Source organism: Isoptericola sp. b408 (assembly GCF_030588085.1).
Classification (GTDB): domain Bacteria; phylum Actinomycetota; class Actinomycetes; order Actinomycetales; family Cellulomonadaceae; genus Isoptericola; species Isoptericola sediminis.
In genome coordinates this window covers 185642-209012 of sequence record NZ_JAUQYQ010000005.1, presented here as the reverse complement: position 1 = coordinate 209012, position 23371 = coordinate 185642, and the positions used below count along the sequence as shown (strand labels likewise).

General features: G+C 72.7%; 21 protein-coding genes, 1 tRNA gene, 1 pseudogene and 1 riboswitch. Of the genes and pseudogenes, 15 read left to right on the top strand and 8 right to left on the bottom strand.

Annotated elements, in window-relative coordinates:
* The first annotated feature begins 11 nt into the window (after nt 1–11).
* A riboswitch (FMN riboswitch) is annotated at nt 12–142 on the top strand.
* Between the two features lie 130 nt (nt 143–272).
* The 5 genes from ribD to Q6347_RS14570 all read left to right on the top strand — a co-directional run bounded on the left by ribD (nt 273) and on the right by Q6347_RS14570 (nt 4052).
* Nucleotides 273–1385 carry a bifunctional diaminohydroxyphosphoribosylaminopyrimidine deaminase/5-amino-6-(5-phosphoribosylamino)uracil reductase RibD gene (gene ribD / locus Q6347_RS14590; protein ID WP_304607731.1) on the top strand — a complete coding sequence of 371 codons (1113 nt, stop codon included), beginning with the start codon at nt 273–275 and terminating at the stop codon, nt 1383–1385.
* Complete coding sequence (locus tag Q6347_RS14585) at nt 1385–2023, top strand: riboflavin synthase (protein WP_304603990.1); 639 nt, start codon at nt 1385–1387, stop codon at nt 2021–2023. The genes ribD and Q6347_RS14585 overlap by 1 nt, the downstream gene beginning before the upstream one ends.
* Entirely contained in the window at nt 2020–3354 is a 1335-nt protein-coding gene (locus Q6347_RS14580; protein ID WP_304603989.1) for a bifunctional 3,4-dihydroxy-2-butanone-4-phosphate synthase/GTP cyclohydrolase II, read from the top strand. The genes Q6347_RS14585 and Q6347_RS14580 overlap by 4 nt, the downstream gene beginning before the upstream one ends.
* Entirely contained in the window at nt 3351–3845 is a 495-nt protein-coding gene (gene ribH / locus Q6347_RS14575; protein ID WP_304607730.1) for a 6,7-dimethyl-8-ribityllumazine synthase, read from the top strand. Before Q6347_RS14580 ends, ribH begins: the two co-directional genes overlap by 4 nt.
* A 133-nt stretch (nt 3846–3978) precedes the next feature.
* Nucleotides 3979–4052: transfer RNA gene (locus Q6347_RS14570), tRNA-Pro, on the top strand.
* 130 nt (nt 4053–4182) lie between these two features.
* Here Q6347_RS14570 and Q6347_RS14565 read toward each other — a convergent pair.
* Nucleotides 4183–4863: an HNH endonuclease family protein gene (locus Q6347_RS14565; protein ID WP_304607729.1), complete on the bottom strand. Its 681-nt coding sequence runs from the start codon at nt 4861–4863 to the stop codon at nt 4183–4185.
* Between the two features lie 160 nt (nt 4864–5023).
* On the bottom strand, nt 5024–5377 hold the full coding sequence (locus tag Q6347_RS14560; protein WP_304607728.1) for a helix-turn-helix transcriptional regulator: 354 nt from the start codon (nt 5375–5377) through the stop codon (nt 5024–5026).
* 112 nt (nt 5378–5489) lie between these two features.
* Between Q6347_RS14560 and Q6347_RS14555 the strand changes: the two genes are divergently transcribed.
* Nucleotides 5490–6113, top strand: a complete 624-nt coding sequence (locus Q6347_RS14555) for an NAD(P)H-dependent oxidoreductase (protein ID WP_304607727.1) — start codon at nt 5490–5492, stop codon at nt 6111–6113.
* 167 nt (nt 6114–6280) lie between these two features.
* Here the strand turns inward: Q6347_RS14555 and Q6347_RS14550 are convergent, their stop codons facing one another.
* Both Q6347_RS14550 and Q6347_RS14545 read right to left on the bottom strand, forming a co-directional pair.
* Nucleotides 6281–8833 carry a VCBS repeat-containing protein gene (locus tag Q6347_RS14550; protein WP_304607726.1) on the bottom strand — a complete coding sequence of 851 codons (2553 nt, stop codon included), beginning with the start codon at nt 8831–8833 and terminating at the stop codon, nt 6281–6283.
* A 237-nt stretch (nt 8834–9070) separates the two neighbouring features.
* A complete protein-coding gene (locus Q6347_RS14545) occupies nt 9071–9538 on the bottom strand; it encodes a hypothetical protein (protein WP_304607725.1) in 468 nt (155 codons plus the stop codon).
* Nucleotides 9539–9829: 291 nt separating this feature from the next.
* Here Q6347_RS14545 and Q6347_RS14540 point away from each other — a divergent pair, with 291 nt between their 5' ends.
* The 3 genes from Q6347_RS14540 (at nt 9830) to Q6347_RS14530 (ending at nt 11547) form a co-directional block, all read left to right on the top strand.
* On the top strand, nt 9830–10312 hold the full coding sequence (locus Q6347_RS14540) for an SRPBCC family protein (RefSeq protein WP_304607724.1): 483 nt from the start codon (nt 9830–9832) through the stop codon (nt 10310–10312).
* Between the two features lie 195 nt (nt 10313–10507).
* Entirely contained in the window at nt 10508–11182 is a 675-nt protein-coding gene (locus Q6347_RS14535; RefSeq protein ID WP_304607723.1) for an SDR family oxidoreductase, read from the top strand.
* A gap of 74 nt (nt 11183–11256) precedes the next feature.
* Nucleotides 11257–11547 (top strand): DUF1905 domain-containing protein, encoded by a 291-nt coding sequence (locus Q6347_RS14530; RefSeq protein WP_304607736.1) that lies wholly within the window; start codon nt 11257–11259, stop codon nt 11545–11547.
* An 81-nt stretch (nt 11548–11628) separates the two neighbouring features.
* Here the strand turns inward: Q6347_RS14530 and Q6347_RS14525 are convergent.
* Together Q6347_RS14525 and Q6347_RS14520 are read right to left on the bottom strand one after the other, a co-directional pair.
* Nucleotides 11629–12153, bottom strand: a pseudogene (locus tag Q6347_RS14525) (dienelactone hydrolase family protein); the annotation flags it as partial.
* Between the two features lie 44 nt (nt 12154–12197).
* Nucleotides 12198–12611, bottom strand: a complete 414-nt coding sequence (locus Q6347_RS14520; RefSeq protein WP_304603976.1) for a hypothetical protein — start codon at nt 12609–12611, stop codon at nt 12198–12200.
* Between the two features lie 197 nt (nt 12612–12808).
* On the opposite strand from Q6347_RS14520, the gene Q6347_RS14515 reads away from it, so the two are divergent.
* The 6 genes from Q6347_RS14515 to Q6347_RS14490 are packed head-to-tail and all read left to right on the top strand — an operon-like array spanning nt 12809 to nt 19819.
* Nucleotides 12809–14338 carry a phage tail sheath subtilisin-like domain-containing protein gene (locus Q6347_RS14515; protein WP_304603975.1) on the top strand — a complete coding sequence of 510 codons (1530 nt, stop codon included), beginning with the start codon at nt 12809–12811 and terminating at the stop codon, nt 14336–14338.
* A 28-nt stretch (nt 14339–14366) separates the two neighbouring features.
* Nucleotides 14367–14888, top strand: a complete 522-nt coding sequence (locus Q6347_RS14510) for a phage tail protein (RefSeq protein ID WP_304603974.1) — start codon at nt 14367–14369, stop codon at nt 14886–14888.
* Between the two features lie 7 nt (nt 14889–14895).
* Complete coding sequence (locus Q6347_RS14505; protein WP_304603973.1) at nt 14896–15633, top strand: hypothetical protein; 738 nt, start codon at nt 14896–14898, stop codon at nt 15631–15633.
* A 6-nt stretch (nt 15634–15639) separates the two neighbouring features.
* Nucleotides 15640–16650, top strand: coding sequence for a hypothetical protein (locus Q6347_RS14500; RefSeq protein ID WP_304607722.1), 1011 nt, complete (start codon nt 15640–15642; stop codon nt 16648–16650).
* On the top strand, nt 16647–17906 hold the full coding sequence (locus Q6347_RS14495; RefSeq protein ID WP_304603971.1) for a DUF4255 domain-containing protein: 1260 nt from the start codon (nt 16647–16649) through the stop codon (nt 17904–17906). Before Q6347_RS14500 ends, Q6347_RS14495 begins: the two co-directional genes overlap by 4 nt.
* The gene (locus Q6347_RS14490; RefSeq protein WP_304607721.1) at nt 17903–19819 is read left to right on the top strand and encodes an ATP-binding protein; all 1917 of its coding nucleotides are present in this window, start codon (nt 17903–17905) and stop codon (nt 19817–19819) included. Before Q6347_RS14495 ends, Q6347_RS14490 begins: the two co-directional genes overlap by 4 nt.
* Before the next feature lie 308 nt (nt 19820–20127).
* On the opposite strand, the gene Q6347_RS14485 is transcribed toward Q6347_RS14490, so the two are convergent.
* A complete protein-coding gene (locus Q6347_RS14485) occupies nt 20128–22170 on the bottom strand; it encodes a DUF4157 domain-containing protein (RefSeq protein WP_304607720.1) in 2043 nt (680 codons plus the stop codon).
* Nucleotides 22171–22199: 29 nt separating this feature from the next.
* Complete coding sequence (locus tag Q6347_RS14480) at nt 22200–23369, bottom strand: DUF4157 domain-containing protein (RefSeq protein ID WP_304607735.1); 1170 nt, start codon at nt 23367–23369, stop codon at nt 22200–22202.
* Nucleotides 23370–23371: the final 2 nt, after the last annotated feature.

Genomic DNA, 23371 nt, shown 5'->3' with positions numbered 1-23371 from the left:
CGAGCAACAGCTCGCGTGCTCTGGGGTCGGTGAAACTCCGAACCGGCGGTAACAGTCCGCGACCCGGTCACAGCCAGTGACCGGTTGACCAGGTGGAACTCCTGGACCGACGGTCAAAGTCCGGATGGGAAGACGCACGCGACGGCACCGCTCGCTCGCCGACGGCGTGGCACGTCCACGCCCCGCGGACGCTCCGGCGTCCCGCGAGGACCGGCGGGCGACCATGCCGCCGAGCCCCCGGGGTCCGCGACCGGACGACGAGGGGCCAGGACATGACCACCGCCGCGGCGGCACCCACGGTGACCCCGGCCGAGCAGGCCGCGATGCAGCGAGCCCTGACGCTGGCCGCCACGCCGGGACTCGACCTGGGACCCAACCCACGCGTCGGCTGCGTCCTGCTCGACCCCGGCGGCGCCACGCTCGCCGAGGGGTTCCACCGGGGTGCGGGCAGCCCGCACGCCGAGGTGGTCGCCCTGACCAACGCCCGGCACGCCCACGGCGACGACGCCGCACGGGGCGCCACCGCCGTGGTGACGCTCGAACCCTGCGCCCACACCGGCCGGACGGGTCCGTGCGCCGACGCGCTGCGCGACGCCGGCGTGGCACGCGTGGTCTACGCCCAGGCTGATCCCAACCCCACGGCCGCCGGGGGAGCAGGCGTCCTGGTCGCCGCCGGGGTCGACGTCGTCGGTGGCGTCGGCGCCGAGGACGCGCGCGAGCTCAACCGGGTGTGGTCGACCGCGGTCGAGCTCGGCCGCCCGGTCGTGACCTGGAAGGTCGCCACCACCCTGGACGGGCGGACCGCCGCCGTCGACGGCACCTCCCGGTGGATCACGTCGGCGGCCGCGCGGCGCGACGTGCACCGGCTGCGCGCCGAGGTCGACACCGTGCTGGTGGGGACCGGCACCGTGCTCGACGACGACCCGGCGCTGACCGTCCGCGACGCCGACGGCCCTCAGCCGCTGCGGGCCGTCATGGGACGGCGCGATCTGCCTGCGACCTCCCGCCTCGCCGCTCCGGGCCCGGACGGCGTGGAGACGTGCCACCTGCGCACCCACGACCCGCACGAGGCGCTCGCCGAGCTGTGGCGTCTCGACCGGCGGCACGTGCTGCTCGAGGGCGGCGCGACGCTGGCCGCGGCGTTCCTGCGCGCCGGCCTCGTCGACGAGATCGTCGCCTACGTCGCCCCGGCCCTGCTCGGTGCCGGGCCTCCCGCCGTCGGCGACCTGGGCGTCACGACGATCGCCGACGCCGCACGGTTCGACCTGGTCGACGCGACCGTCCTCGAGCCCACCACCGACGACCTCTCCACCCCCGACGGCCCCGCCTCCGGCCTGGCCGCCACGAACGTGCGGCTCACCCTGCGGCCGCGGAAGGAGTCCTGATGTTCACCGGCATCGTGTCCGAGCTCGGCACCGTGGAGGCCCTGGAGAAGAGTGCCGACGCCGCCCGCCTCACCGTCCGGTCGCCCGGCGTGCTCGACGGCGTGCGCACCGGCGACTCGATCGCCGTCAACGGGTGCTGCCTGACGGTCGCCGAGCACGACGCGGCGACCTGGACGGCCGACCTCATGGCCGAGACCCTCGACGCCACGTCCCTCGGCGCGCTGCGCGCCGGGGACCGGGTCAACGTCGAGCCGGCGCTGGCCGTGGGGGAGCGCCTCGGCGGCCACATCGTGCAGGGGCACGTCGACGGTGTCGGCACCGTCCTGTCCCGCACGCCCGGTGAGCGGTGGGAGGTCGTGGAGATCTCGCTGCCGGCCGACCTCGCCCGGTACGTGGTCGGCAAGGGGTCCGTGGCGGTCGACGGCGTCTCCCTGACCGTCGTGGAGGCAGGCACCGACCGGTTCACGGTCAGCCTCATCCCCGAGACCCTCGCGCGCACCACGCTCGGTGCCCGGGCGGTGGGGGAGCAGGTCAACCTGGAGACCGACGTGCTCGCCCGGCACGTCGAGCGGCTCCTGGACGGACGTTTCGCCGGGCCGGCGGTGCCGCCGGCCGAGATCGCGGAGGTGGCCCGATGAGCACCGTGGACCCCGGACTGCGGGAGCGCGTCGAACGAGCCGTCGCGGCGGTGGCCGCCGGCCACGCCGTCGTCGTGGTCGACGACGAGAGCCGGGAGAACGAGGGTGACCTCATCTTCGCCGCGGAGGCGGCCACGCCGGAGCTCATGGGCTTCACCGTGCGGCACACCAGCGGGCTGATCTGCGTCGCCGCGGACGGCGACACGCTCGACCGGCTCCGGCTGCCGCTGATGGTCGCCGAGAACCGGGACGCGTTCCGCACGGCGTACACGATCACCGTGGACGCCGCCGAGGGCGTGACCACGGGCATCTCGGGCGCCGACCGTGCCCGCACCGCGAGGGTTCTCGCCGACCCGGACGCGACGGCGGCCGACCTGACCCGTCCGGGCCACGTGCTGCCGCTGCGTGCTCGCGCCGGTGGCGTGCTCGAGCGCACCGGGCACACCGAGGCCGCCGTCGACCTGGCCCGCCTCGCCGGCCGCGGTACCGCCGGGGTGCTCGCCGAGATCACGCACGACGACGGCACCATGATGCGTCGTCCCGCGCTGCGCGAGTTCGCCGCCGAGCACGGGCTGGAGCTCGTCAGCGTCGCCGACCTGGTCGCCTACCGCCGCGTCACCGAGTCGACCGTGGACCGGCTTGCCGTCACCCGGCTGCCCACCCGGCACGGTGAGTTCACGGCCGTCGGGTACCGGGACCGGGTCACCGGCGACGAGCACGTCGCCCTGGTGGCCGGGGCGCTCGCCGACCTGGACGCGGGCGGACCGGTGCTGACCCGTGTGCACTCGGAGTGCCTGACCGGGGACGCCTTCGGCTCGCTGCGCTGCGACTGCGGGCCGCAGCTGGACTCCGCGCTGCGTGCGGTGCAGGAGGCCGGCCGCGGCGTCGTCGTCTACATGCGCGGCCATGAGGGCCGCGGCATCGGCCTGGTCGCCAAGCTGACGGCGTACAGCCTGCAGGACGGCGGCCAGGACACGATCGACGCGAACCTGGCGCAGGGGCTGCCCGTGGACTCCCGTGAGTACACGGCCGCCGCGCACGTGCTGCGCGACCTCGGCGTGGGGTCCGTCCGCCTGCTGACCAACAACCCTGCCAAGGTCGACGGCCTGCAGGCCGGGGGAGTGACCGTGGCCGAACGAGTGCCGCTGGCGATCCACCCGGCGCCCGACAACGTGGCCTACCTGCGCACCAAGCGCGACCGCATGGGCCACGACCTGCCCAACCTTGAACCCGAGGTCGAACCTCGCCCGGGGACCGACCCTCACCCTCGAGTCGAACCTGAAGGAGGCCCGATGAACGGCATGACGACGGCGCGCGAGGTGCTGCGATGAGCGGGGCGGGGGCGCCCACCACGCACGCCGTGGACAGCTCGGACCTGCGGGTGGCCGTGATCGCCGCCTCGTGGCACGAGACCGTCATGGACGGGCTGCTCGACGGCGCCCGGCGTGCGTGTGCCGACCACTCCGTCGAGCCGGACGTGCTGCGGGTGCCCGGGTCCTTCGAGCTGCCGGTGGCGGCCCAGGCCTGCGCGGCGGCGGGGTACGACGCCGTCGTGGCGCTCGGGGTCGTCATCCGGGGCGGCACCCCGCACTTCGACTACGTGTGCGCCGCGGCCACCGACGGGTTGAACAGGGTCGCACTGGACCACACGGTCCCGATCGGCTTCGGTCTGCTCACGTGCGACGACGAGGCCCAGGCCCTCGACCGTGCCGGGCTCGAGGGCTCCCACGAGGACAAGGGCTACGAGGCTGCGGCGGCAGCGCTGGCGACCGCGCACGTCGTGCGCGGCGTGCGGCCGGGTGCGTCGGCGCCCACCGCCTGACCGTCCCGGTGACCCCGGACACACCCGCGATGCGGAGTGGACGAGCGGTGCCCGGTCTGGGGTAGTATTTCGGTCGGCCCTACGGGGCCGGACCGGTCCGTTCCCGGTGCTTCGGCACCAGGTATGAACCGGACGGGCTGTGGCGCAGCTTGGTAGCGCACCTGACTGGGGGTCAGGGGGTCGCAGGTTCAAATCCTGTCAGCCCGACCGTGAGAGGTCGTTCACCAGGGGAGACTCTGGTGGGCGGCCTCTTTGTCGTTGTCACGAGGTCCCTGCGAGGGACACCGGAGGGACATGCGCCCGGGTCCCTCGGCCGCCGCCATCGATTTCTGGGGGACTACGCGGCTCGCCGGGGCTTGTTCACCAGGACGCTGTCGCACTTGTCGAGCTGGCGGCGCAGGGAGGACTTCTCCGTCTGGTTGACCTTGAGCGACCAGCGCCACTTGATGGCGATCCACTGCTTGGCGTAGGTGCAGTGGTACGCCCGGTTGGGCGGCATCCACTCGTGCGGCTCACGCGCGCCCTTCGACCGGTTGGACGACGCGGACACCGCGATGAGTGTCGCTCGGTAGCCGAGGTCGTTGGCGAACCGCTTGCGCGTGCTCGTGGTCCACTTCTTCGCTCCGGAGGCCCAGGCCTCCTTGAGGGGCACGACGTGGTCGATGTCGAACGTCGACTTGTCGGTCGTGGTCACGCGGTCGTACTTGGAGCGCCACGTGCCGCCCGAGATGGCGCAGGTCGATGCCGCAACCCGCGGGGCGCGGATCGCCTCCTGGATGAGGACCTCCTCGCGGGTGTCGCACACGTCCTTGTCGGCGGTGTCGATCCAGTGCGGAAACTTCGACCGGTCGTAGCCCTTGTTGGTCTCGGAGGCCACCGGGAGCTGGCGCAGGAGCGTGCGGGCCGAGATCTTGGTGACCGCCTCTGCCGGCGGAGCCGTCACGACGGGGGTGACGAGCCCGAGGCCAAGTGTCAGGACGCAGGCGACGATGCCTGCGACGGCGATGCGGAGCTTCATCGTTGCCCCCGGTGCTCGGGCTGTCGTTCCCGTCAGTCTACCGAGGCAACACTCGATGTGGACCTCCCGGCCCGGGAGTGCGTCAGGTTTTCACCCTGCACGCGAGGGGCGTGACCCGCGTCGGCGTGCCGTGGCAGCGCCGTGACCGCGGGTCCTCGGTTCACGGCAGGCTGAGGCCCGGGAAGGGTGCGGCACGGTCGGCACCCTCCTTGATCACGAGGTCGAGCAGGCCGGGGAAGCGTCGATCGAGCTCGTCCCTGCGCAGCGTGTTGACACGTTGGTTGCCGACGTCCTCCTGCCGGATCACGCCGGCCTCGCGCAGCACGCGGAAGTGCCGGGTGAGGACCGACGGTGTGACGTCGCGGTAGAAGCCGCCGCAGTTCAGGCCGGGGTCGTTCGAGAGCATGATCACGATCCCCAGCCGTGTCGGGTCCGACAACGCGCTCATCACCGTGAAGAGGTCGAAGTCCGCCGCGTCAGGGTGGACGAGCGGGGAGGAGGTGCGGCTCGCCATGCCGCCATGCTAGCGGGAGAACATGTACGCCATCATGCGTACATGATGTAGCGTCGGTGCGGTCGCCCTCGAGGAGGGCGGTACCCGACCTCCACCATCCCGAGAGGAACTCATGTCCAACGTGTTCATCATCAACGGTCACGCGCACCACCCGATGTCACCGGGCACGCTGACCGACGCCTTCGTGCAGCGCGCTCGGGCGTTCTTCGCCGGGCAGGGGCACGACGTCGAGGTCACCGAGGTCGCGCAGCCCTACGACATCGACGCGGAGATCGAGAAGCTCCAGCGGGCCGACGTCGTCCTCCTGCAGGCGCCCGTGAACTGGATGGGCGTCTCGTGGGCGCTCAAGAAGTACGTCGACGACGTCTGGACGCAGGGCATGATGGGGGAGCTCTCCGGCGGCGACGGTCGCACCGCCGAGGCTCCGACGAAGAACTACGGCCTCGCTCCGCGGCTGACCGGCACGTACATGATGTCGCTCACGGGCAACGCCCCCGCCGAGGCGTTCGGTGACCCGGCCGAGGAGTTCTTCGCCGGCCTGAGCGAGGACGAGCTGATGCGACCGATGCACCTGAACTTCAAGTGGATCGGGCTGTCCCCGGCACCGACGTTCATGGCCTACGACGTCCTCAAGAACCCCGACGTCGAGAACGACTTCGCCCGCTTCGACGCGCACCTCGCGGAGCACTTCGGGGCCGTGCCGAACGTGACGGGCAGCGCCCGATCGTTCGCCTGATCTCCGCCGGGCGGTACCACTGACACAGGGCTCGTCCCCGACATCTCGGGGACGAGCCCTGTGTCACGCCCGTGCACCACTCTCGACTTCCTCAGGAGCAGGGCATCCGCTGGCCCGGGCGGGGCGCGCTCCGACGCCAGGCCTGGGACGTGGGCACGTGGCCCTCGTCATTCCGGCGGCAGCCAGGCGCCCGTGGGCTGACACATGGTGAAGAAGCCGCACGGGATGGCCCAGCCGTAGAGCCCCTGGAAGACGAAGTCGGGCGGCACCCCGAGGTGGCACGACGGGTCGAAGCTCGCGAGGCATCCGGTCGAGGTCGTGCCGAAGAGCTGGCTCTCGATGTCGGAGGCGTCACCGACCTTCAGGCCGTAGTGGAAACCGTCGTAGCTCCACGCGGCGTTCGCCTTGTCCTTGTGCTCGACGTGGGCCTGGTCGTTGAGCACCACCTGCCACACCCACACGTTGAACGCCTGGGCGGTGCGTGCCGCGGTGGAGTCGTTCGTCGGGGGGACCCACGTGTCGTTGCCGGTCAGTGCGCCCACCTCCCACAACATGCCGTAGTCGGTGGCGACCGCCTCCCGAGCGGCAGGGATCGCGTCGGCCGCTGCGGTGATCATCCCGGCCGAGTCGTCCAGGATCTTCTGCAGGTCCTTGTGCAGCGTCGAGTTGCCGGAACCCTCGCTCACCCGCGTCCCCGTGGCCCATCCCGCGGAGAACAGGCCGCCGACCACGCTGCCCACCGGCACGCCGGTCTCGGTGGTGGCCAGGTTGGCCAGCGCCTCCGCCACACCGGCGGCGAGGCCGAAGAGGTCGGCCTCGAGCGCGTGCGACGACTTGATGTTGTAGTCGAGCTGCTCGGCGATCTGCGGCCCGTCCTGCGCCAGGTCGGTGATCTCGTCCTGCTGCAGCGCCCCCTGCACTTCGGCGAAGTACGCCTCGACGCTCGCCGCCGCCGACAGCTCGTTCGTGAGCTGGGTGGTGACCGACTCCCACACAGCGTCGGGGACGTTGGACGGCTGGGTCGCGGCGGCCACCAGTTCGGGGTACTTCGTCCCGAGGTTGTAGCCCGTCTCGGAACCATAGGTTGAACGCAGGTCGAAGTCGGGGTTGGTGTACCCGAGCTGGGTCGCGATCGTCGCATTGACGGCCTGATAGGCAGCCTTCGCCGTCCCGGTCGAGTAGTCCGGGAAGGTGGCCGAGGGCGAGACCCAGGTGTTCTTGACGTCGTCCCAGGCATAGGTCTGGACGCCGGTCGGGCCGCGGCCGATGATCTCGGCGCGGTCGCCGCCGTTGGGGGTCGGTGCGTTGAGCGGCACCGTCCCGTCGATGTCGCCGAGCTGGATGGTGGCGAACCGGCTCCAGTCCTGCGACCAGCCGTCGGCGTCGGCGAACGGTCCGCCGGTCGAGACCGCGTGCCAGTTGTCGGAGGCGAGCAGCTCCCACGCGTGGATCCCGTCCGCGCTGCGACCGACGACCTCGTCGCGGTCGTCGCCGTCGATGTCGGCCGCCTGGATCGTGCGGTAGAAGCCCGGGGCGCTGCCCCAGTCGACGCTGCTCGAGTTGCCGAAGTCCTTGACCAGCGCCTTGAGCGTCTGCCAGGTGCCGCCCTCCAGCCGGTAGCCGACGATCCCGTCGGCGTTGCGCCCGAAGACCTCCACGCCACCTTCGCCGTCGAGGTCGCCGGTCTGGATCGTGCTGTACTGGCTTGCCTGGGTGAAGCCCTGGTTGTCGGTGAACTCGTGGAGCACCGGCAGGTCGGTCCACGCACCGGTCGCGAGGCTGTAGGCGTAGATCCCGTTCCCGGCCCGGCCGAGGACGTCGTCCGTGCCGTCCCCGTCGATGTCGGCCGCCTGGATCGTGGCGTAGCGGTCGGCCACGCCCGGGCCGGCGGTGGTGTCGCTGAAGTGCAGGAGGGTCGGCAGCTTCGTCCACGACGACCCCGCGGTCGAGCAGTCGCCCCCGGCGTTGAAGCGCCACGCCTCGATCCCGTCGGTGCCCCGCCCGAAGAACTCGTTCTCGCGACCGTCGCCGTCGAGGTCGGCGGCCTGGATCGTCGAGTAGTAGGCGGCATCCTGCGCCCACGGCCCCGAGTCGGTGAAGGGGCCCTCGGCCGCGAGCGTGCACCACGTCGACTCCCCGGCGGTCGCCGCCGGTTCGAAGGAATGGATCTGCAGACCGGTCGGTCCGCGCCCGACGACCTCCTCGCTGCCGTCACCGTCGACGTCGGCGGTCTGGATGGTGGCGTAGTAGTAGGGCGGCAGCCAGCCCACCGGGGCCCGCGGGGCGTCGGCGAACGGCAGCGTGCCCGTGACGTAGGTGGGGGCCCACTGGCCGGAGTCGACACGGAAGTCGTAGACCTCCAGGCCGGCCGGCAACCGTCCGTAGATCTCGTCCCGCCCGTCGCCGTCCAGGTCGGCGAGCTCGATGGTCTGGAAGGTGTCGGGGTGCTTCCACTGCGCGTCACCCCAGGCGGGAATGGCCAGGCCCGGGGTCGCGGAGGGCGAGGAAGCCGTCGCCGTGGCGGAGGCGGGGCCGCGGGCCTGGAGGGAGCTCGACGGCCGTGACAACGGCGTCGTCCGCGGCCCACCGCTCGAGCTCTGGCCCGACGCCTTGGGGGCGGGACGGTCGCGGTCCCCGGGGTCCGCCACCGCCGTCACGGCGGGGGAGACCAGCCCGAGGGCGAGAGCCAGGACGAAGGCGACGATGCCTGCGACAGCCATGCGAACCTTCACGGTGGGCCCCCCGTGCTCGGGCGTTGATGCTCCAAGGATCCGCTGAGGCAGCCCGGCATGCGACCCCGGCGGCAGGACCCGTCGTGTTTCACCCCCTCGCCTGCTGCGGTGCCCCCGCCGCGGCGTACCGGTCCCGGTCCGGGTGCATCTCTCGACGAGAGCCGGAACGGCCCGGGTCCACGGGCGTGGACCCGGGCCGTTCATCGTTCGCGGCCGGGGCCTCGGTCAGACGGTGTTGCCCTGGCCGGACACGGTGCTGACCACGATGTCCCACGTTCCCCAGATGGGGTGCTCACCCGTGTAGCGGGGGTCCTTGGAGCTGACGTAGGTGCTGTTGTAGGTCGTGCCGTCGTCGCAGCGGATGTTGTTCTTGATCCAGCCGTCGTCGAGGCTCGGGTCGTCGCCGAAGTCACCGCGGTAGATCACCTGGTAGTCGCAGGTGACGACGGTGTCCGGGTCGAGGTCGCCGACGCCGTCGACGCTGCCCATGACGCGCCCGTCCCCGAGGTCCCAGTACCAGTCGCCCGCGTCGTCCTCGGCGTACAGCGAGGTGTAGTGGCCGACGACGGTGCCGTCGCGACCCTGGTGGCCCGGGACAGTGGTGCTGTGGTCGGCGGCGTGGGCGGTGCCCGCGACGCCGAGGGTGGCGAGGGCGACGGCGGCGGTGCCGGCGGCGATGCGCTGGATCTTCATGGGACATCCTTCTCTCGGTGACGTCGTTTGCCGGTTCGGGACCGTTCGCGAACCATGACGTGACGGAACTGCTCCATCGTGGCCGACATGCCCCGGAGAACGCAGTGCGGAGGCGGGTGAACCGGGGTTGCCGGGGGCAAGTTCACCCGCACCGACCACCAGTTCATCGGGAGACCGAGAGGGCCCGGCGGGCGCCCGGCGACCCGAGCGTGCGAGTGGTGCCCGCCGTAGCCTGGAGGTGTGGAGATCCCACCTCGCGAGGTGCGAGAGGGGGTGAGAAAGATGACTGACGTGAGGACCAGGGTCCAGCAGTCCATCCACATCGACGCGACGCCCGGCCGCGCGTACGCCTACTGCCTCGATCCCGAGCAGCTGTTCGCCGGCGACCCCAAGCACGTCGTGGAGTCCTCGACGTCCCCGGACGGCGTGGGCACGACGGCACGCCTCTCGCGCAGCGCAGGAGTGATGGAGGAGGACGATCGTCTGGAGTACGTCGAGGTCGTGCCCGACGAGCGGATCGACATCGCCATGCAGCCCACGATGTCGTTCAGCCGGTGGGAGCACCCGCGGCACGAGACCGCGCTGTACACCCTGTCGCACGTCTTCGAGCCGGAGCGCGGCGGCACGCGGATGACCCTGACGGTCATGGTGCACGACCCGCCGCTGTACGAACGCCTGATCGACCGGTTCGAGGGCCGGGGACCCGACAGGCTGGTGCACGACCGCCTGCAGCGGATCAAGGAAGCGGTCGAGAGCGGCACGGCGACCGCGTAGGGGCGCGGTGCGGGAGCACGCACGGTCGGACCGACGGACGGCGGTCCGACCGTTTGCCTGGTCATCGTCGACGGCTCGGTGCCCGGGGTCTGCGGGAGGTGCCGCTCGCGCGGAGCGGCCGTGCCTCGTCGTGCCCGGTGGTGCTCTCGCGGGTAGCGTCCGGGCGAGAGGGACCGACGACAGAAGGAGACCTCGATGCCGACCTTGGCCATCATCGGAGCCGGACCGAACCTGGGAGCCGCGGTCGCACGCCGGTTCGGCCGCGAGGGGTACGCGGTCGCGCTGATCTCGCGCGACCTGGCCAAGCTGGACGCGCTGGCCGAGGAGCTGGGCGAGCACGGCGTGACGGCCCGCGGCTACGCGGCGGACGTGCGGGACGGCCCCTCGCTCGAGGTGGCCCTCGGGCGAGCGGCCGCGGACCTCGGCCCGATCACGGCGCTGCAGTACAGCCCGCTGCCCGCCCGCGAGTACCTGAAGCCGGTCCTGGACCTCACGCCGGACCTCGCACTGGACGCGCTGAAGTTCTCGGCGCTGGGACTCGTCACCGCCGTGCGTACGGTGCTGCCGGGCATGCGCGAGCAGGGGGAGGGGAGCATCGTGCTGATCAACGGCGGCACCTCGGTGAAGGCCCGTGCGGGGTTCGCCGGCACCTCGGTGGCGTTCCCCGCCGAGAGCGCCTACGGCGAGATGCTGCACGACGCGCTGGCGGACGAGGGCATCCGTGTCGCCCAGCTCGTCATCCCCGGCGCGATCCCGAAGCTGCAGCTCGAGAACGGCATCGAGGACGTCGCCGAGCAGGTCTGGGAGCTGGCGAGCACCCCGGGCGACTTCCGGACCATGCTCATCCCGCTCGAGGAGGGCCGCGAGTAGCGGCACCGACCGATGAGTATTGCCTGGCCGTGGCGTCACCCCCTGGACAGTTGTCCGACGACAGGAGGAGACCCATGACCACGCCGCCCACCGACCTCGACCACACCGTCACCGCGCCCGTCGGCGTCGACGTCAAGGGAGACGTCTGGCACTGCGTCGAGCTCCCCGGCGCCACCGAGCTGCTCGGCACCGGCCGCTCGGTCCGTGTCGACGCCACGGTCGACGGCGTCGCCCTGGAGAACGTCGGCCTCATGCCGACCGGCCGGGGCGAGCTCATGCTGTCGCTCAACGCGAAGCTGCGGAAGCGGCTGGGCAAGGACGTCGGTGACACGGTCACGGTGCACCTGTCGCGGCGGTTGAGCTAGGACACGGCGGAGTCGGGTCCACGGCTCCTCCGCCTCGTCAGCGCGAGAGGCGGGCCAGGAGATCGAGGACCGCTGCGTCGCCAGGGAGGCGGTGCGCGCATCGTGGTCGGGATGTCCCGGCTCGGCGAACAGGTGCCCGCCGTCCGGGTAGGCGAAGAGCTCTCCGCCGGCCACGGCCGCCAGGTATGCCTCCTCGGCCTCCGGCTCGCGCCACGGGTCGTCCTCGGTGACGTGCGCCTGGGACGGGACGTCGGCCGGCCACGTCGCGTCCCACCAGGCGGGGTCGACGGCGCCGTAGAGGAAGAACGCCCCCCGGGCGCCGGGCCGCTCCAGGACGCACTCCGTGGCGCGCGCGATCCCCATCGACATGCCGCCGTAGACCACGTCCGTCGGGAGGTCCGCGACGACGGCGGCCGCTCGGCGTGCGAACGTGCCCTCGCCCGCGGCCTGGGCGAACGCGACGCCGTCGGTGACGTCGGCGAAGGTCCGCCCCTCGAAGAGGTCGGGCGTGTGCACGGTGTGCCCGGCGTCGCGGAGCTGCTGCGCGAAGGAACGGACGCCGTCGGTCAGGCCCCCCGCGTGGTGGAAGAGCACGATCTCTGCCATGCGGAACACGCTACGACGGCCCCCCGACACGGACACGGAGGGCTCTAGCCGTCGAGCTCGTCGAACGCGGCCAGGACCCGCACACTGATCGCCGCCGTGCCGTCGTTGACCAGGTCGAGGACCTGGACGGGCCCGCCCACCGGGACCAGTCCGCCGACGACGTCCGCGTTGGCGAGGAGCAGCGCGCCGTGCACCGCCAGCGGCGCGCCGTCCACGTCGCCGCGGGGGGTCACCCGGACCACCGCCGGCCGCCCGGTCTCGTCGACCGCCGAGACCGCCAGCAGCGTCACGGAGACGCCCGCGGGAACGAGCGTGACCTCGACGCGGTCACCGGCCTGCCCGTGCCGCGCGAGCGTGGCCTCGGAGACCACGTAGGCGTCCGGTTCCAGGTCGACGTCGAGCGTCCACGACGGCCCGTCGGCGACGCTGACGCGCTCGACCACCGAAATGCTCACCATCTCGACACCCCCTGGACCCTGTCGGCCGGTGGGACCGGCTCCGGGACGGGCACCATCGTGCCCGGGAGCCGTCACCGCCCGGTCACGTCGCCGTCATGACGGGGCGGGGTCCGTGTGACAGCCCGGTGACGGGTGGTTGACGCGCGCGGTGGAACGTCGTCGGGGCAGGGCCACGCCGCAGCGTCGAAGGAGTCCTCATGAGCATCTCCACCCCGTACCCGGGCGTGTACGTCACCGAGGTACCGAGCGGGAACCGCACCGTGACGGGTGTGGCCACGTCGATCACGGCGTTCGTGGGCACCGCGCGGCGTGGTCCCGTCGACACCCCCGTCCGGATCGGCAGCTTCACCGACTTCGAGCGGGCCTTCGGCGGGCTGGTGCGTTCCAGCGGGCTCGGCTACGCCGTGCGCGACTTCTACCTCAACGGGGGCGGGCCGGCCTACGTGGTCCGCGTCGCGCGCCAGGGCGACGCGGACCCCACGCACGACGCCGCGGCGGCCCAGCTCGTGGTCGGCGACGTGACGCTGGAGGCCCACGGCCCGGGGGAGTGGGCGAACGACCTCGTCGGGGTCGTCACCCACCCCGCGACCGCGGACGCCGCCGACATCGGCGCGGCCCAGGGGGTGGACCCGGACGACCTGTTCACGCTCACCCTGAGCCTCGGCGAGGAGACCGAGGTGTACCGCAACGTCACCGTCGGTGACGGGCCGGCGCGACTGGCCAACCTCCTCGAGTCCTCCCGCCTCGTGAGGCAGGTGTCGGCGTCGTCGACGTCGGCACCGGGGGAGGACACCTACACGGTCGCCACCGGGGACGAGGGAACCGACGGCGCGGCCGTCGAACCCGACGACTACACGGACGACGGCCGCGGCTTCCACGCCCTCGACACGGTCGACCTGGTCAACATCGTCGTCCTGCCGCCACCGACGCCGTCGGGGTCGCTGCACGACTCGGTCTGGCCGCTCGCGGCCCAGTACGCGGCGTCCCGCAGGGCGTTCCTCGTCGTGGACCCGAAGCCGGGGCAGACGGTCGAGGGCTTCGCGGCCTGGGCCGATGGTCTCGGTGTGACGGGTGAGGTGGCCCGCAACGCCGCGGTCTACTTTCCGCGCGTGCGCCACGCCGACCCGCTGCGCGGGGGCCAGGTCGACACGTTCGCGCCGGGTGGCGCCGTCGCCGGCGTGTACGCCCGGACCGACGCGGCCCGAGGCGTGTGGAAGGCGCCCGCGGGCCTGGAGGCGGGGCTCACCGGTGTCGTCGCGCTGGAGTCGACGCTGACGAACGACCAGAACGGGCAGCTCAACCCCGCCGGCTACAACGCGCTGCGGACGTTCCGCGACGCCGGGTCGGTCGTGTGGGGGGCCCGGACCCTGCGGGGCGCCGACGTGCTGAGCGACGACTACAAGTACGTCCCGGTGCGGCGGCTGGCCCTGTTCCTCGAGGAGAGCCTCTACCGCGGGACGCAGTGGGTCGTGTTCGAGCCGAACGACGAGCCGCTGTGGTCCCAGATCCGGCTCGGTGTCGGCGCGTTCATGCAGGACCTGTTCCGGCGCGGCGCGTTCCAGGGCACCAGCGCGCGCGACGCGTTCTTCGTGCGGTGCGACGGCGAGACCACGAGCCAGTACGACATCGACCGGGGCGTGGTGAACATCCAGGTGGGGTTCGCCCCGCTGAAGCCGGCCGAGTTCGTGATCGTCTCGATCCAGCAGAAGACGGCTGCCGCGCGCTAGCGCCGCACCAACTCGTGAAGGAGTCCCGATGGCTGAGTTCTCGGTCAACGCCACCCGCTTCGACCCGTACAAGAACTTCAAGTTCCGGGTGAAGTGGGACGGCAGGTACGTGGCGGGCGTGTCCAAGGTCAGTGCGCTGAAGAAGACCACCGAGGTGGTCAAGCACCGGCACGGCGGCGACGTCTCGTCGAGCCGCAAGTCGCCCGGACGCACCGAGTACGAGCCCATCACGCTGGAACGCGGCGTGACCCACGACCCCGAGTTCGAGCAGTGGGCGAACAAGGTCTGGAACTACGGCGCGGGCCTCGGGTCGGAGGTCTCGCTGCGCGACTTCCGCAAGGACCTCATCATCGAGGTCTACAACGAGGCCGGGCAGGTGGTGCTCTCGTACAAGGTGTACCGCGCCTGGGTCTCGGAGTACCAGCCGCTGCCCGAGCTCGACGCGAACGCCAACGGCGTGGCCATCCAGACCATCAAGCTCGAGAACGAGGGCTGGGAGCGCGACGAGGCCGTCGTGGAACCCACGGAGCCGTCGTTCGCCGGGCAGTGACTAGACCATGCCGTCGGTCGCGGCGGACCGGCTGGTGTCGGCGGACCGTCCCGTGACGCGGGCCGCGACGCTCGCGCTGTGGGAGCTGCTGTCGGCCACCGCGCCGCCGGCCCGTGGCGCGGCGGTGCTGGTGGCCCGTGGGCTCGCCCCGGACCTGGGGGCGGCCTGCGACGTGCCGCTCGCGGTGGCGGCGCGCGCCGCGCTGGCCGACCTGCGGGACCGGGTCGGGCCCGTGCTGGACACCGTGCTGACGTGTCCGGCCTGCGAGGCGCTGCTCGACGTGCCCCTGCCGCTCGACGACGTGCTGGCCGACGCCGACGTCACCCCGTCCGCCGTCCGGGTCGGTGCGGTGGAGGTGCGCGGGCCGACGACCGCGGACGTGCTGGCCGCGCTCGACGCGCCGGACCCCGCGGCGACGCTGCGCCGGCGGTGCGTGTCCTGGCCCGCCGGCACGGGGCCCGACGACGACGCGGACCTGGCGGTCCGGGTGGCGGCGACGGCCGAGCGGCTGGCGGGTGCGGCCGGGGCGTCCGTGCGGCTGGGATGCCCGGAGTGCGGCGAGGACGTGCTCGCCGACGTCGACGTCGTCCGGCTGCTCACTGACCGGGTGACGGACCAGGCGCGAGCGACCCTGGCCGAGGTCGCGACGCTCTGCGGGGCGTTCGGGTGGTCGGAGCACGACGTCCTCGAGCTCTCGCCGGCACGGTTCGACGCCTACCTCGACCTGGCACGCACCCGGGTGTGACCGGCCATGACCGACGTCTTCGACCGGATCGCCGGGCGAGCAGCGGTCTCGCCCGGTCCGCCGTCCCGTGCGGGGTCCGTGCGGCTGCGCCGGCCCCTGTCGTTCGCCGACGTCGCTGTCTCGCCCGATCCGCCGCCGTCCCGGGGCGCGGAGGAGTCGCGGACGTGGCCCGCGGCCGAGGAGGGTCGGCCCGCGACCTGGCCCGCGACGCCGGAGCAGCGACCGCACGAGGACGAGCACGAGGACGAGGACGAGGGCGGCCCGGCCCCGGCGACGCGCCACGGCACACCCCCGGCGGCACGGCGGGGGCGCGGCGCCATGCCGGTGGCGGACGATCCAGACCCGCGCTCGCCCGATCCGGTCGAGGCCCCGCCCTCCGACGTCCCTGCTGCCCGGCCCGCACCGGCCCTCGTCACGCCATCCGGTGCGCCGCCGCACGACGGCGGGTCACCCCCCGTCCCGGCGCCACCCGTCGACCCGGCACCGGGCGGTCCGCCCCCGTCCGTGGGCGCGGCCGTCGCCGCCGCGAGCGCCGCGGCGGCACGTCCCGCGGTCGAGGTGCCGTCCCGACCGCCCGAGGCGCCCCGCCCGCCTGCCGGTGTTGTGCCACCGCCATCCACCCGGTCCCACGACGCGCCGCCGGCAGCCGTGCGCCGGCCGGATACGCGTTCTTCCGGTACGGGTCCCGACCAGAGCCCGACCCCGCGTCCCGCCCGCCGTCGCCGGGTCGAGACGGCCGCTCCGCCGGGGCGGCCGCTCGATCCCGAGGAGCTCCTGCGCGACCACGTGGCGCCCGCACTGGTGGCGCGAGGAACCCTGACGTCCGACGAGGCCGCCCGGCTGGTCCCGGGCACGAGCGAGCTGCCGCAGGTGCCGTCCGGCGAGGTGCACGTGCACATCGACCGCGTCGAGGTCCGCCGGCCGTGGCCCGCGCCCGCCCCCATCTCGGGCGCGGCGGAACCCCGCCCGGTCGACCACGCGGACTACCTCGCCCGGCAGCGGCGGCGATGGTCATGAGCAACACCCACGCGATCGCCGCCGTCACCTCGACCGTGCGCTACCTGCTCCAGCAGGCCGTCGACGCCGAGCCCGACCCCGTCGCCGGGCGCAAGGTCACCACCCTGAGCCCCGCGCGGCTCGGTGAGCTCGGGACCGAGACGAACCCCGCCAGCGGGCTGAACGTCTTCCTCTACCAGGTCACGCCCAACCATGCGTGGAACCTCACCGACCTGCCGACCCGCAGCCGCGGGGGCGCCGTCGTGCAGCCTCCGGTCGCGGCGCTCGACCTGTCCTACCTGATCACCGCCTACGGTGACGAGGCGGCGCTGGAGCCGGAGCGCTACCTCGCCCGCGCCGAGCTGGCGCTGGCGGCCAACCCCGTGCTGACCCGCGACGTCGTGGAGGACGCCACGGCGCTCTACGGCGGCGAGACCGGCACGACGTTCCTGCAGCGCGCCGACCTCGCGGACCAGGCCGAGGCCGTCAAGCTCAGCCCGACGCCGCTCTCGCTCGAGGAGCTCTCGAAGCTGTGGGGCGTGCTCGGTACCCCCTACCTGCTCTCCCAGACCTACACCGCGACGGTCGTGGTCCTCGAGGCCGAGGCGCCCCGCCGCCGCGCGCTGCCCGTCCGGACCCGCCAGATCGACGCCCGGCCCGTCGCCCGGCCCCGGGTCGTCGCGGTCACGACGGCCGACGGCGGCCCTGCGGTCACCGGGTCCGTGCTGGTGGTCGAGGGCTCCGGGCTGGCCTCCGCCCGTGCCCACGTGGAGGTCGGCGGCGTCCGGCTCACCCCCGACCCGACCTCGACCGCCGCGCGCATGACGGTCACGCTGCCCGCCGACGTGCCCGCCGGCGTCCAGCCCCTGCGCGTGGTTCACACCCGGCCCGCCGACCCGGCGACCGGCGAGCCCGAGCGCACGCTCGCACGCTCGGCCGCCGTGCCGCTGGTCGTCGTGCCCACCGTCGGAGCGGTGACGGCCGGCGCCGGTGAGGTCCACGTGCCGGTGCAGCCGCCGCTGGTCGAGGGCCAGCGCCCCGTCGTGGCGCTCGGCCGGTTGGTCGACCCGGCCGACCCGCCGGACCAGGACCAGCCGGTGGTCTCGTTCACGCTCGCTCCTGTGCCGCCCGGACCGGCGCTCACGGCGCTGGACGTGCCCGACGACGGGCTCGTGGCCGGTGACTGGCTGGTCCGGGTCACCGTCGACGGCGTGGACTCCGTGCCGACCCTGGGCACGGAAGGAACCTACGACGCCCCGGCGGTGACGATCCCGTGACCCTCGCGCCGGACGACACCGACCCGGGAGCCGCCGCGCAGGGATCGGCGCCTGACCCGCCGGACGACGACGGAGCCCGCCGGGACCTCACCGTCGCCGAGCTGGCCGTGGTGCGCGCGCACCTCACCGGCACCGACCCCACCCCGGCGGGCCGTGCGCTCGCCGCGCTCCGGAGAGGCAGCCACGCGACCGCACCGCTCGACGAGATCGCCCAGGGCCTCGGCCTCTCGCCGTTCGAGCGGGCCACGTTGCTGCTCGCCTGCGGACCCGAGCTGGTCGGCGCCGTCGGCCGCGAGCTCGCCGAGCGCTTCGGGTCACCCCGCGCGACGTTCGGCACCGCGCTCGAGCTCCTGCCCGGCGCCCACTGGGACGCCGTGACCCACCGCGGTCCGCTGCGGCGCTGGCACCTGGTCCGCCTCGCCGACCCGGACAGCGTGGTGGCCGGGCCCCTCGTCCCCGACGAGCGCGTCGTGCACCACCTGGTCGGCCTCGACGTCCTCGACGAGCGCCTCGAGCTCGCCAGCAGTCCGCTGGAGGCCTCGGTGCACCTCACCGCGACGCCGGCCCGGGTCGTCGCCGACGTCGTCTCCCGGCGACGCGCCGGACCGGTGCTCCTGCGCGGGCCGCAACCGCGGAGCGCGAGGGCGCTCGCGGCCGCCGCGTGCCTCGCCGCCGGCGTGCGGCCGCGTCTGCTGGGTGCCGACGTGTTCGCCGACGCCCCGGTGCCGGCGACGGTGCGGCGGCTGGTCCGTGAGTCCGTGCTCGGACGGGTCGGGTGGGTGCTGGACGTCGACGACCTGCCGGTCGCGACGGCGCGCGTGCTGGGCCCGCTCCTCACCGGGACGACGGGGCCCGTGCTGCTCGTGTCGTCGAACCGTCCCGACGGCGTCGCCGAGGCGCTCGGGACGAGCGTGGTCGAGGTCCCGCGGCTGGGGCCGGGGGAGCGCCGCGACCTGCTGACCGACGCCCTGGGGCGAGCCCGGGTCGGCGTCGCCCCCGCCGAGGTCGACCGAGCCGCCGGGGCGTTCGACCTCGCGCTGCCGGACCTCGGTCCCGTCGCCGAGGAGACGGCGCGGGTGGGCCTGTGGGAGGCGTGCCGGCGCCGTCCCCGGGCGGACGTCGGCACCCTGGCCCGCGTCCGGACGACGCGCGCCGGGTGGGACGAGCTCGTGCTCCCCGAGCGGCAGCTCGACCAGCTCCGGGCGCTGGCCGCGACCGTGCGGCACCGGGCGCGCGTGCTCGACGACTGGGGACTCGGGGCCCGGTCGGGGCGGGGCCGCGGCACGGCCGCGCTGTTCGCCGGCGGCAGCGGCACGGGCAAGACCTTCGCCGCCGAGGTGATCGCCCACGACCTGGACCTCGACCTCGTGCACGTGGACCTGTCGCAGGTGGTGGACAAGTACCTGGGGGAGACGGAGAAGCGGCTGGCGCGGCTCTTCGACGCCGCCGAGGACGGCGGCATGGTGCTGCTGTTCGACGAGGCCGACGCGTTGTTCGGGAAGCGGTCGGAGGTCAAGGACAGCCACGACCGGTACGCGAACGTCGAGGTCGGCTACCTGCTCCAGCGGCTCGAGGCGTTCGGCGGGCTCGCCGTCCTGACGACGAACGCCCGTTCCGCCCTGGACCCGGCGTTCACGCGGCGACTGGCTGTCGTCGTCGACTTCCCCTCGCCGGACCGGGCGTCCCGCGAGCGCATGTGGGACCTGAGCCTGCCCGCAGCACTGCCCCGAGCGGACGTGTCGCTCGCGCGGCTGGCCGATGCCGACCTGACCGGCGGGGCCATCGCGGCGGCGGCGCTGCAGGCCGCCTACCTCGCTGCCGCCGACGGCGGGGTGGTGACCATGGACCACCTCGGGCAGGCGGTGCGCTGGGAGCTGGCCAAGACGGGACGGGTGGCATCACCTGTCCGCTGAGTGCCCGTTTGAGCTCCTGAGTCGCAGACCTTGCGGGCGCCCCGAATGCGAGCGGCGCCCACGGCGCGCATGACGTCTTGGACGTCCGCCGTGCGGGGCTGTAGCTGCAGCCGCCGCCGGACGCGCCCCGCGTGCGCGCTCGTCCGTGTAAACGCGGATGGCGGAGCATTCATGCCAGACCACGTATTCGGCGGGCGGGTTGTCCGCCCTTCGAACCCGGCGCGCATCACGGGCCGTGAGCCCAGAGATGTACGGCGTGTTGCCTAGGACCTAGCCGACCGCTGAAGGTTGCTCGACATGCTCCTCCCTCAGCGTCGATGCATGCGACGCCTCATAGCTGCGCTCGCGGCGGCGCGGGGGTTGTCGAGGTGCTTTTCGACCTGGAGGAGCCGGGCATGGAACTCCTCGTCCACCCGCTCGTACGCGCGGTCGCGCGACCGGACCGTCGCGGCGAACAAGGACATCCGCGACGAGAGTTGCCGGATCAACCCTGCCTCACCGAGAAGGTCCGGGACGACGTAGAACGCCAACGGCATGCGCTGGATGGCCATAAACCACACCTCCTCGAGGTCGTTGGCGATCCGCCCAAGCACATTGGCGCGCTGTTCGATCTCCCCAGCCAGTTGCGGCAGGTTCGGCCGGTACTCCGCAACTTCCTGCAAGGTGTCGATCATGCGGCTCTGGTAGGCAGAGGCTGCCGAGCGGAAGGCCTCGAGGTCCGCTGGATTGACGCCTGCCGTACCTTGCCTGACGTACTCCGCGGCTTGGTGCCACTCGTTTCCCCGCTGCTCCTCGGGAGTGATGGCAACGGCGATCGCCATCAGAATGCGCGCGCCTTGCGGTGCGGACAGACGCATCCACGCTGCCTCGTACACGCCCCGCAGCCTCCCCGCATCGACGTGACTCTTGAGGGAGCTTGGATCTGGGTGGTCGGCCAAGAAGTCGTGCTCCGCGTCGGTCACCTTGGACAACAGGTACGACTCGAGCGGGTGCGTGACTCGGAGGATTTTCTTTGCCGTGTCACTGTCGGAGGACGTCGCCCCGAATTCTAGGAGCTGCCGGCCGATCCGTGCTGCCGAGTACGCGTGAACGAGTGCTGCTCCTGACGGCGACTTGGAGAGATGCGTGCCCTTGTCGACGGAAAGCCCTGATGCGTCGATCTCCTGAAGTGTGAGCCGCTGCTTGCCACCCGATTCGAGCTTGATGCTGACGGTGCCCTTCCTCAAGGTCTCCGTCCTCGGCGGCGTTGTGGACCCGACGGTCGAGTCCGTCGACCGGGTGTTCGGCGCCTTCGGGGGTGCAGACAAGCGTTTGCTGGGGGCAGCTGCGCGACCATCGCCACCGGACGAACTCACCGAGATCGGCAGACGCCGTACGACGAACAGTGCAGGCATCTCGCCCTGGGTGGATGATCGAGAAGCCGTCTTCGGGGAGACGGTGCCGGTTCCTCGAACCTTTGCACGGGAGGGTTCGTGCGGTTCGATCACTGTCAGTCCGCGGCTTTCGGCGTATATGAGGAGTCGGGCGCGACAGGTCGGACAGATCATCTGGTCGCCCACGACCACGAGTTTCCCACCCTCGATGCGCGCCGGGGTGTCCCGGTCAAGCCCTCGCACAGCGCGCGCCTCCGCGTGATCGTCGGTTCCGCAGCCGTGAAAGATTCCAGTGCCGATGGCGACCTGGCTGCCTTCGGCGTCGAGCACCTGCACGGCCGCGACCGTCTCGTAGCCCTTGCCGAGTGGTGCCCCCTTCGGGAGTCGTCCAGTCTCGTCTACCTCAAGTGCGTGCTGGGGCAGGGCTGCTGGCTTCGAACGGTAGTCGTCGCCCTTGCCACCTGAGGTCGACTCGAACCCGCGGACGCTTTGTGCCACCTTCCAGAGCTCGTCGGGAGTGAGCGGCGCTTGTCTCGGTGCTCCGGTTGCTGGCCCGCCGTCGTCGAGCTGCGGTCCGCTCGGCGTCCTCGCCGGCACCGTTGCGGAACGGCCAGCCAGCACGTGTTGGACGGCGTCATTCGCGACCGTTTCACCAAACCGGTCGGGCGTCATCCCTGCCGGGTGGTGCCCCTGCTGCTGCACCACGTGGGCGAGCTCGTGGGCGATTAGCCGGCGCCCCTCGGTCGTGTCCGGCTCGTACTGTCCGGGCGCGAAGTAGATGTCCGAGCCGAGGGTGAACGCCTGGGCCCGGAGGTGCCGAATGTCGTCGGCCTGCGTGTCGGTGTGGACGCGCACGGATGAGAAGTCGTGTCCATACAGCCTTCCGAAGTATGTGGCTGTCCCCGAAGAAAGTCGCACCCCCTTCGAAACCGCGCCGTCGTTGGAGCGGACACGGCCGGCGTTCTCGCTGCTGGACATCTCGTGATCATGTGTGGCCCCGATCATGGCTACTGCTTCTTCGAGGACCCGAACGCCGCGGCGATCCCCGGCACCATTCCCGACCGGGCGAACGCCAGCACGTCGAACGTCACCATGACGCGGACGTCGGGGACGCCCGGTGCCTTCGGACCCCCGGGCAGGGACTGCCGGGACTCCACGAACCCGGTGTCGGTCGGGAACAACCGGGGCGCCGTGAGGAGGCCCGGGTAGGTGCCGCCCGCGATGCTGAGCCCGGGGAGCAGGCCGAGCCTGCCCGTCCCTCCGACAAGGCGCAGCGATCGCGTCGCGGGGTCGTAGTCCCATGTGAGGTCCGCGGTCAGGCTCAGCCCTTTCCAGTCGAGCTTGTCGCCACCGAGCTTGAGGACGTCGGTCAGGTCGAAGCCGGTCTTGAACGTCCACCGCGGCGACGTCGCGTCGGGCAGCGTGTAGCTGAAACTCTGCAGCGTCGCGTACGGGATGAGCCCGGCGGGCGCAGCCAGGTTGACGCCGGACAGCGCCTTGCGGCCGGCCGGATCGCGCAGCATCGCGCCGCCCGCCAGACCGACCGCGCCGGCCCCGAACGTGATCAGTCCAGCCTTCTCGCCCGTGGACAGCGAGCCCCACTCGCGCTTCGCCCGTGAGCCGACGGCATCGGTGACGGGCTCGACGAGCTCCTTCTTCACCTTCTCGTTCTTGAGCAGCTCGTTGCCGACGGTCCTGAGCCCGCCGATCAGCGCGTCCTCGTCCTTCGTCGGGGCTTCGGGCGGGGCGGTGCCGTCGTCGAGCTGGGGGCCCGACGCCGCACGCGGGGCGACGTGCGCACGCCCTCCCGCCGCGACCCGGGCCGCGGCGGCGTGGGCGGCGTGCTCGCCGCCCCGCTCCGGCGTCCTCCCCGACGGCACGCGCCCACCCTGCTGGACGACGTGCGCGAGCTCGTGCGCGATCCGGCGGCGACCGGCGGCCGTGCCCGGCGCGTACGCGCCCGGGGCGAAGTGGATGTCCTGACCCAGCGTGACCGCGCGAGCGCCCAGCCCTCGGGCCCGGTGGTCCGTGTCGTCGACGTGGACGCGGACCGCGGCGAAGTCGTGGCCCAGGCTCCGTTCCATCACCGTTCGGGTGGCGAGGGGCAGTGGGCGGCCCCCGGCAGGCTCGCCGAGCTCCCCGCGCGCCGGGTTCGCCGTCCGCACCCCTCGTGACATGC

Coding starts and splice junctions, on each gene's coding strand:
- Q6347_RS14510 (WP_304603974.1), top strand. CDS start 14,367: ATGGCTGAGTTCTCGGTCAACGCCACCCGCTTCGACCCGTACAAGAAC.
- Q6347_RS14505 (WP_304603973.1), top strand. CDS start 14,896: ATGCCGTCGGTCGCGGCGGACCGGCTGGTGTCGGCGGACCGTCCCGTG.
- Q6347_RS14560 (WP_304607728.1), bottom strand. CDS start 5,377: ATGGCGAGCCGCACCTCCTCCCCGCTCGTCCACCCTGACGCGGCGGAC.
- Q6347_RS14480 (WP_304607735.1), bottom strand. CDS start 23,369: ATGTCACGAGGGGTGCGGACGGCGAACCCGGCGCGCGGGGAGCTCGGC.
- Q6347_RS14485 (WP_304607720.1), bottom strand. CDS start 22,170: ATGTCCAGCAGCGAGAACGCCGGCCGTGTCCGCTCCAACGACGGCGCG.
- Q6347_RS14495 (WP_304603971.1), top strand. CDS start 16,647: ATGAGCAACACCCACGCGATCGCCGCCGTCACCTCGACCGTGCGCTAC.
- ribD (WP_304607731.1), top strand. CDS start 273: ATGACCACCGCCGCGGCGGCACCCACGGTGACCCCGGCCGAGCAGGCC.
- Q6347_RS14535 (WP_304607723.1), top strand. CDS start 10,508: ATGCCGACCTTGGCCATCATCGGAGCCGGACCGAACCTGGGAGCCGCG.
- Q6347_RS14565 (WP_304607729.1), bottom strand. CDS start 4,863: ATGAAGCTCCGCATCGCCGTCGCAGGCATCGTCGCCTGCGTCCTGACA.
- Q6347_RS14515 (WP_304603975.1), top strand. CDS start 12,809: ATGAGCATCTCCACCCCGTACCCGGGCGTGTACGTCACCGAGGTACCG.
- Q6347_RS14500 (WP_304607722.1), top strand. CDS start 15,640: ATGACCGACGTCTTCGACCGGATCGCCGGGCGAGCAGCGGTCTCGCCC.
- Q6347_RS14550 (WP_304607726.1), bottom strand. CDS start 8,833: ATGGCTGTCGCAGGCATCGTCGCCTTCGTCCTGGCTCTCGCCCTCGGG.
- Q6347_RS14580 (WP_304603989.1), top strand. CDS start 2,020: ATGAGCACCGTGGACCCCGGACTGCGGGAGCGCGTCGAACGAGCCGTC.
- Q6347_RS14545 (WP_304607725.1), bottom strand. CDS start 9,538: ATGAAGATCCAGCGCATCGCCGCCGGCACCGCCGCCGTCGCCCTCGCC.
- Q6347_RS14555 (WP_304607727.1), top strand. CDS start 5,490: ATGTCCAACGTGTTCATCATCAACGGTCACGCGCACCACCCGATGTCA.
- Q6347_RS14520 (WP_304603976.1), bottom strand. CDS start 12,611: ATGGTGAGCATTTCGGTGGTCGAGCGCGTCAGCGTCGCCGACGGGCCG.
- ribH (WP_304607730.1), top strand. CDS start 3,351: ATGAGCGGGGCGGGGGCGCCCACCACGCACGCCGTGGACAGCTCGGAC.
- Q6347_RS14585 (WP_304603990.1), top strand. CDS start 1,385: ATGTTCACCGGCATCGTGTCCGAGCTCGGCACCGTGGAGGCCCTGGAG.
- Q6347_RS14530 (WP_304607736.1), top strand. CDS start 11,257: ATGACCACGCCGCCCACCGACCTCGACCACACCGTCACCGCGCCCGTC.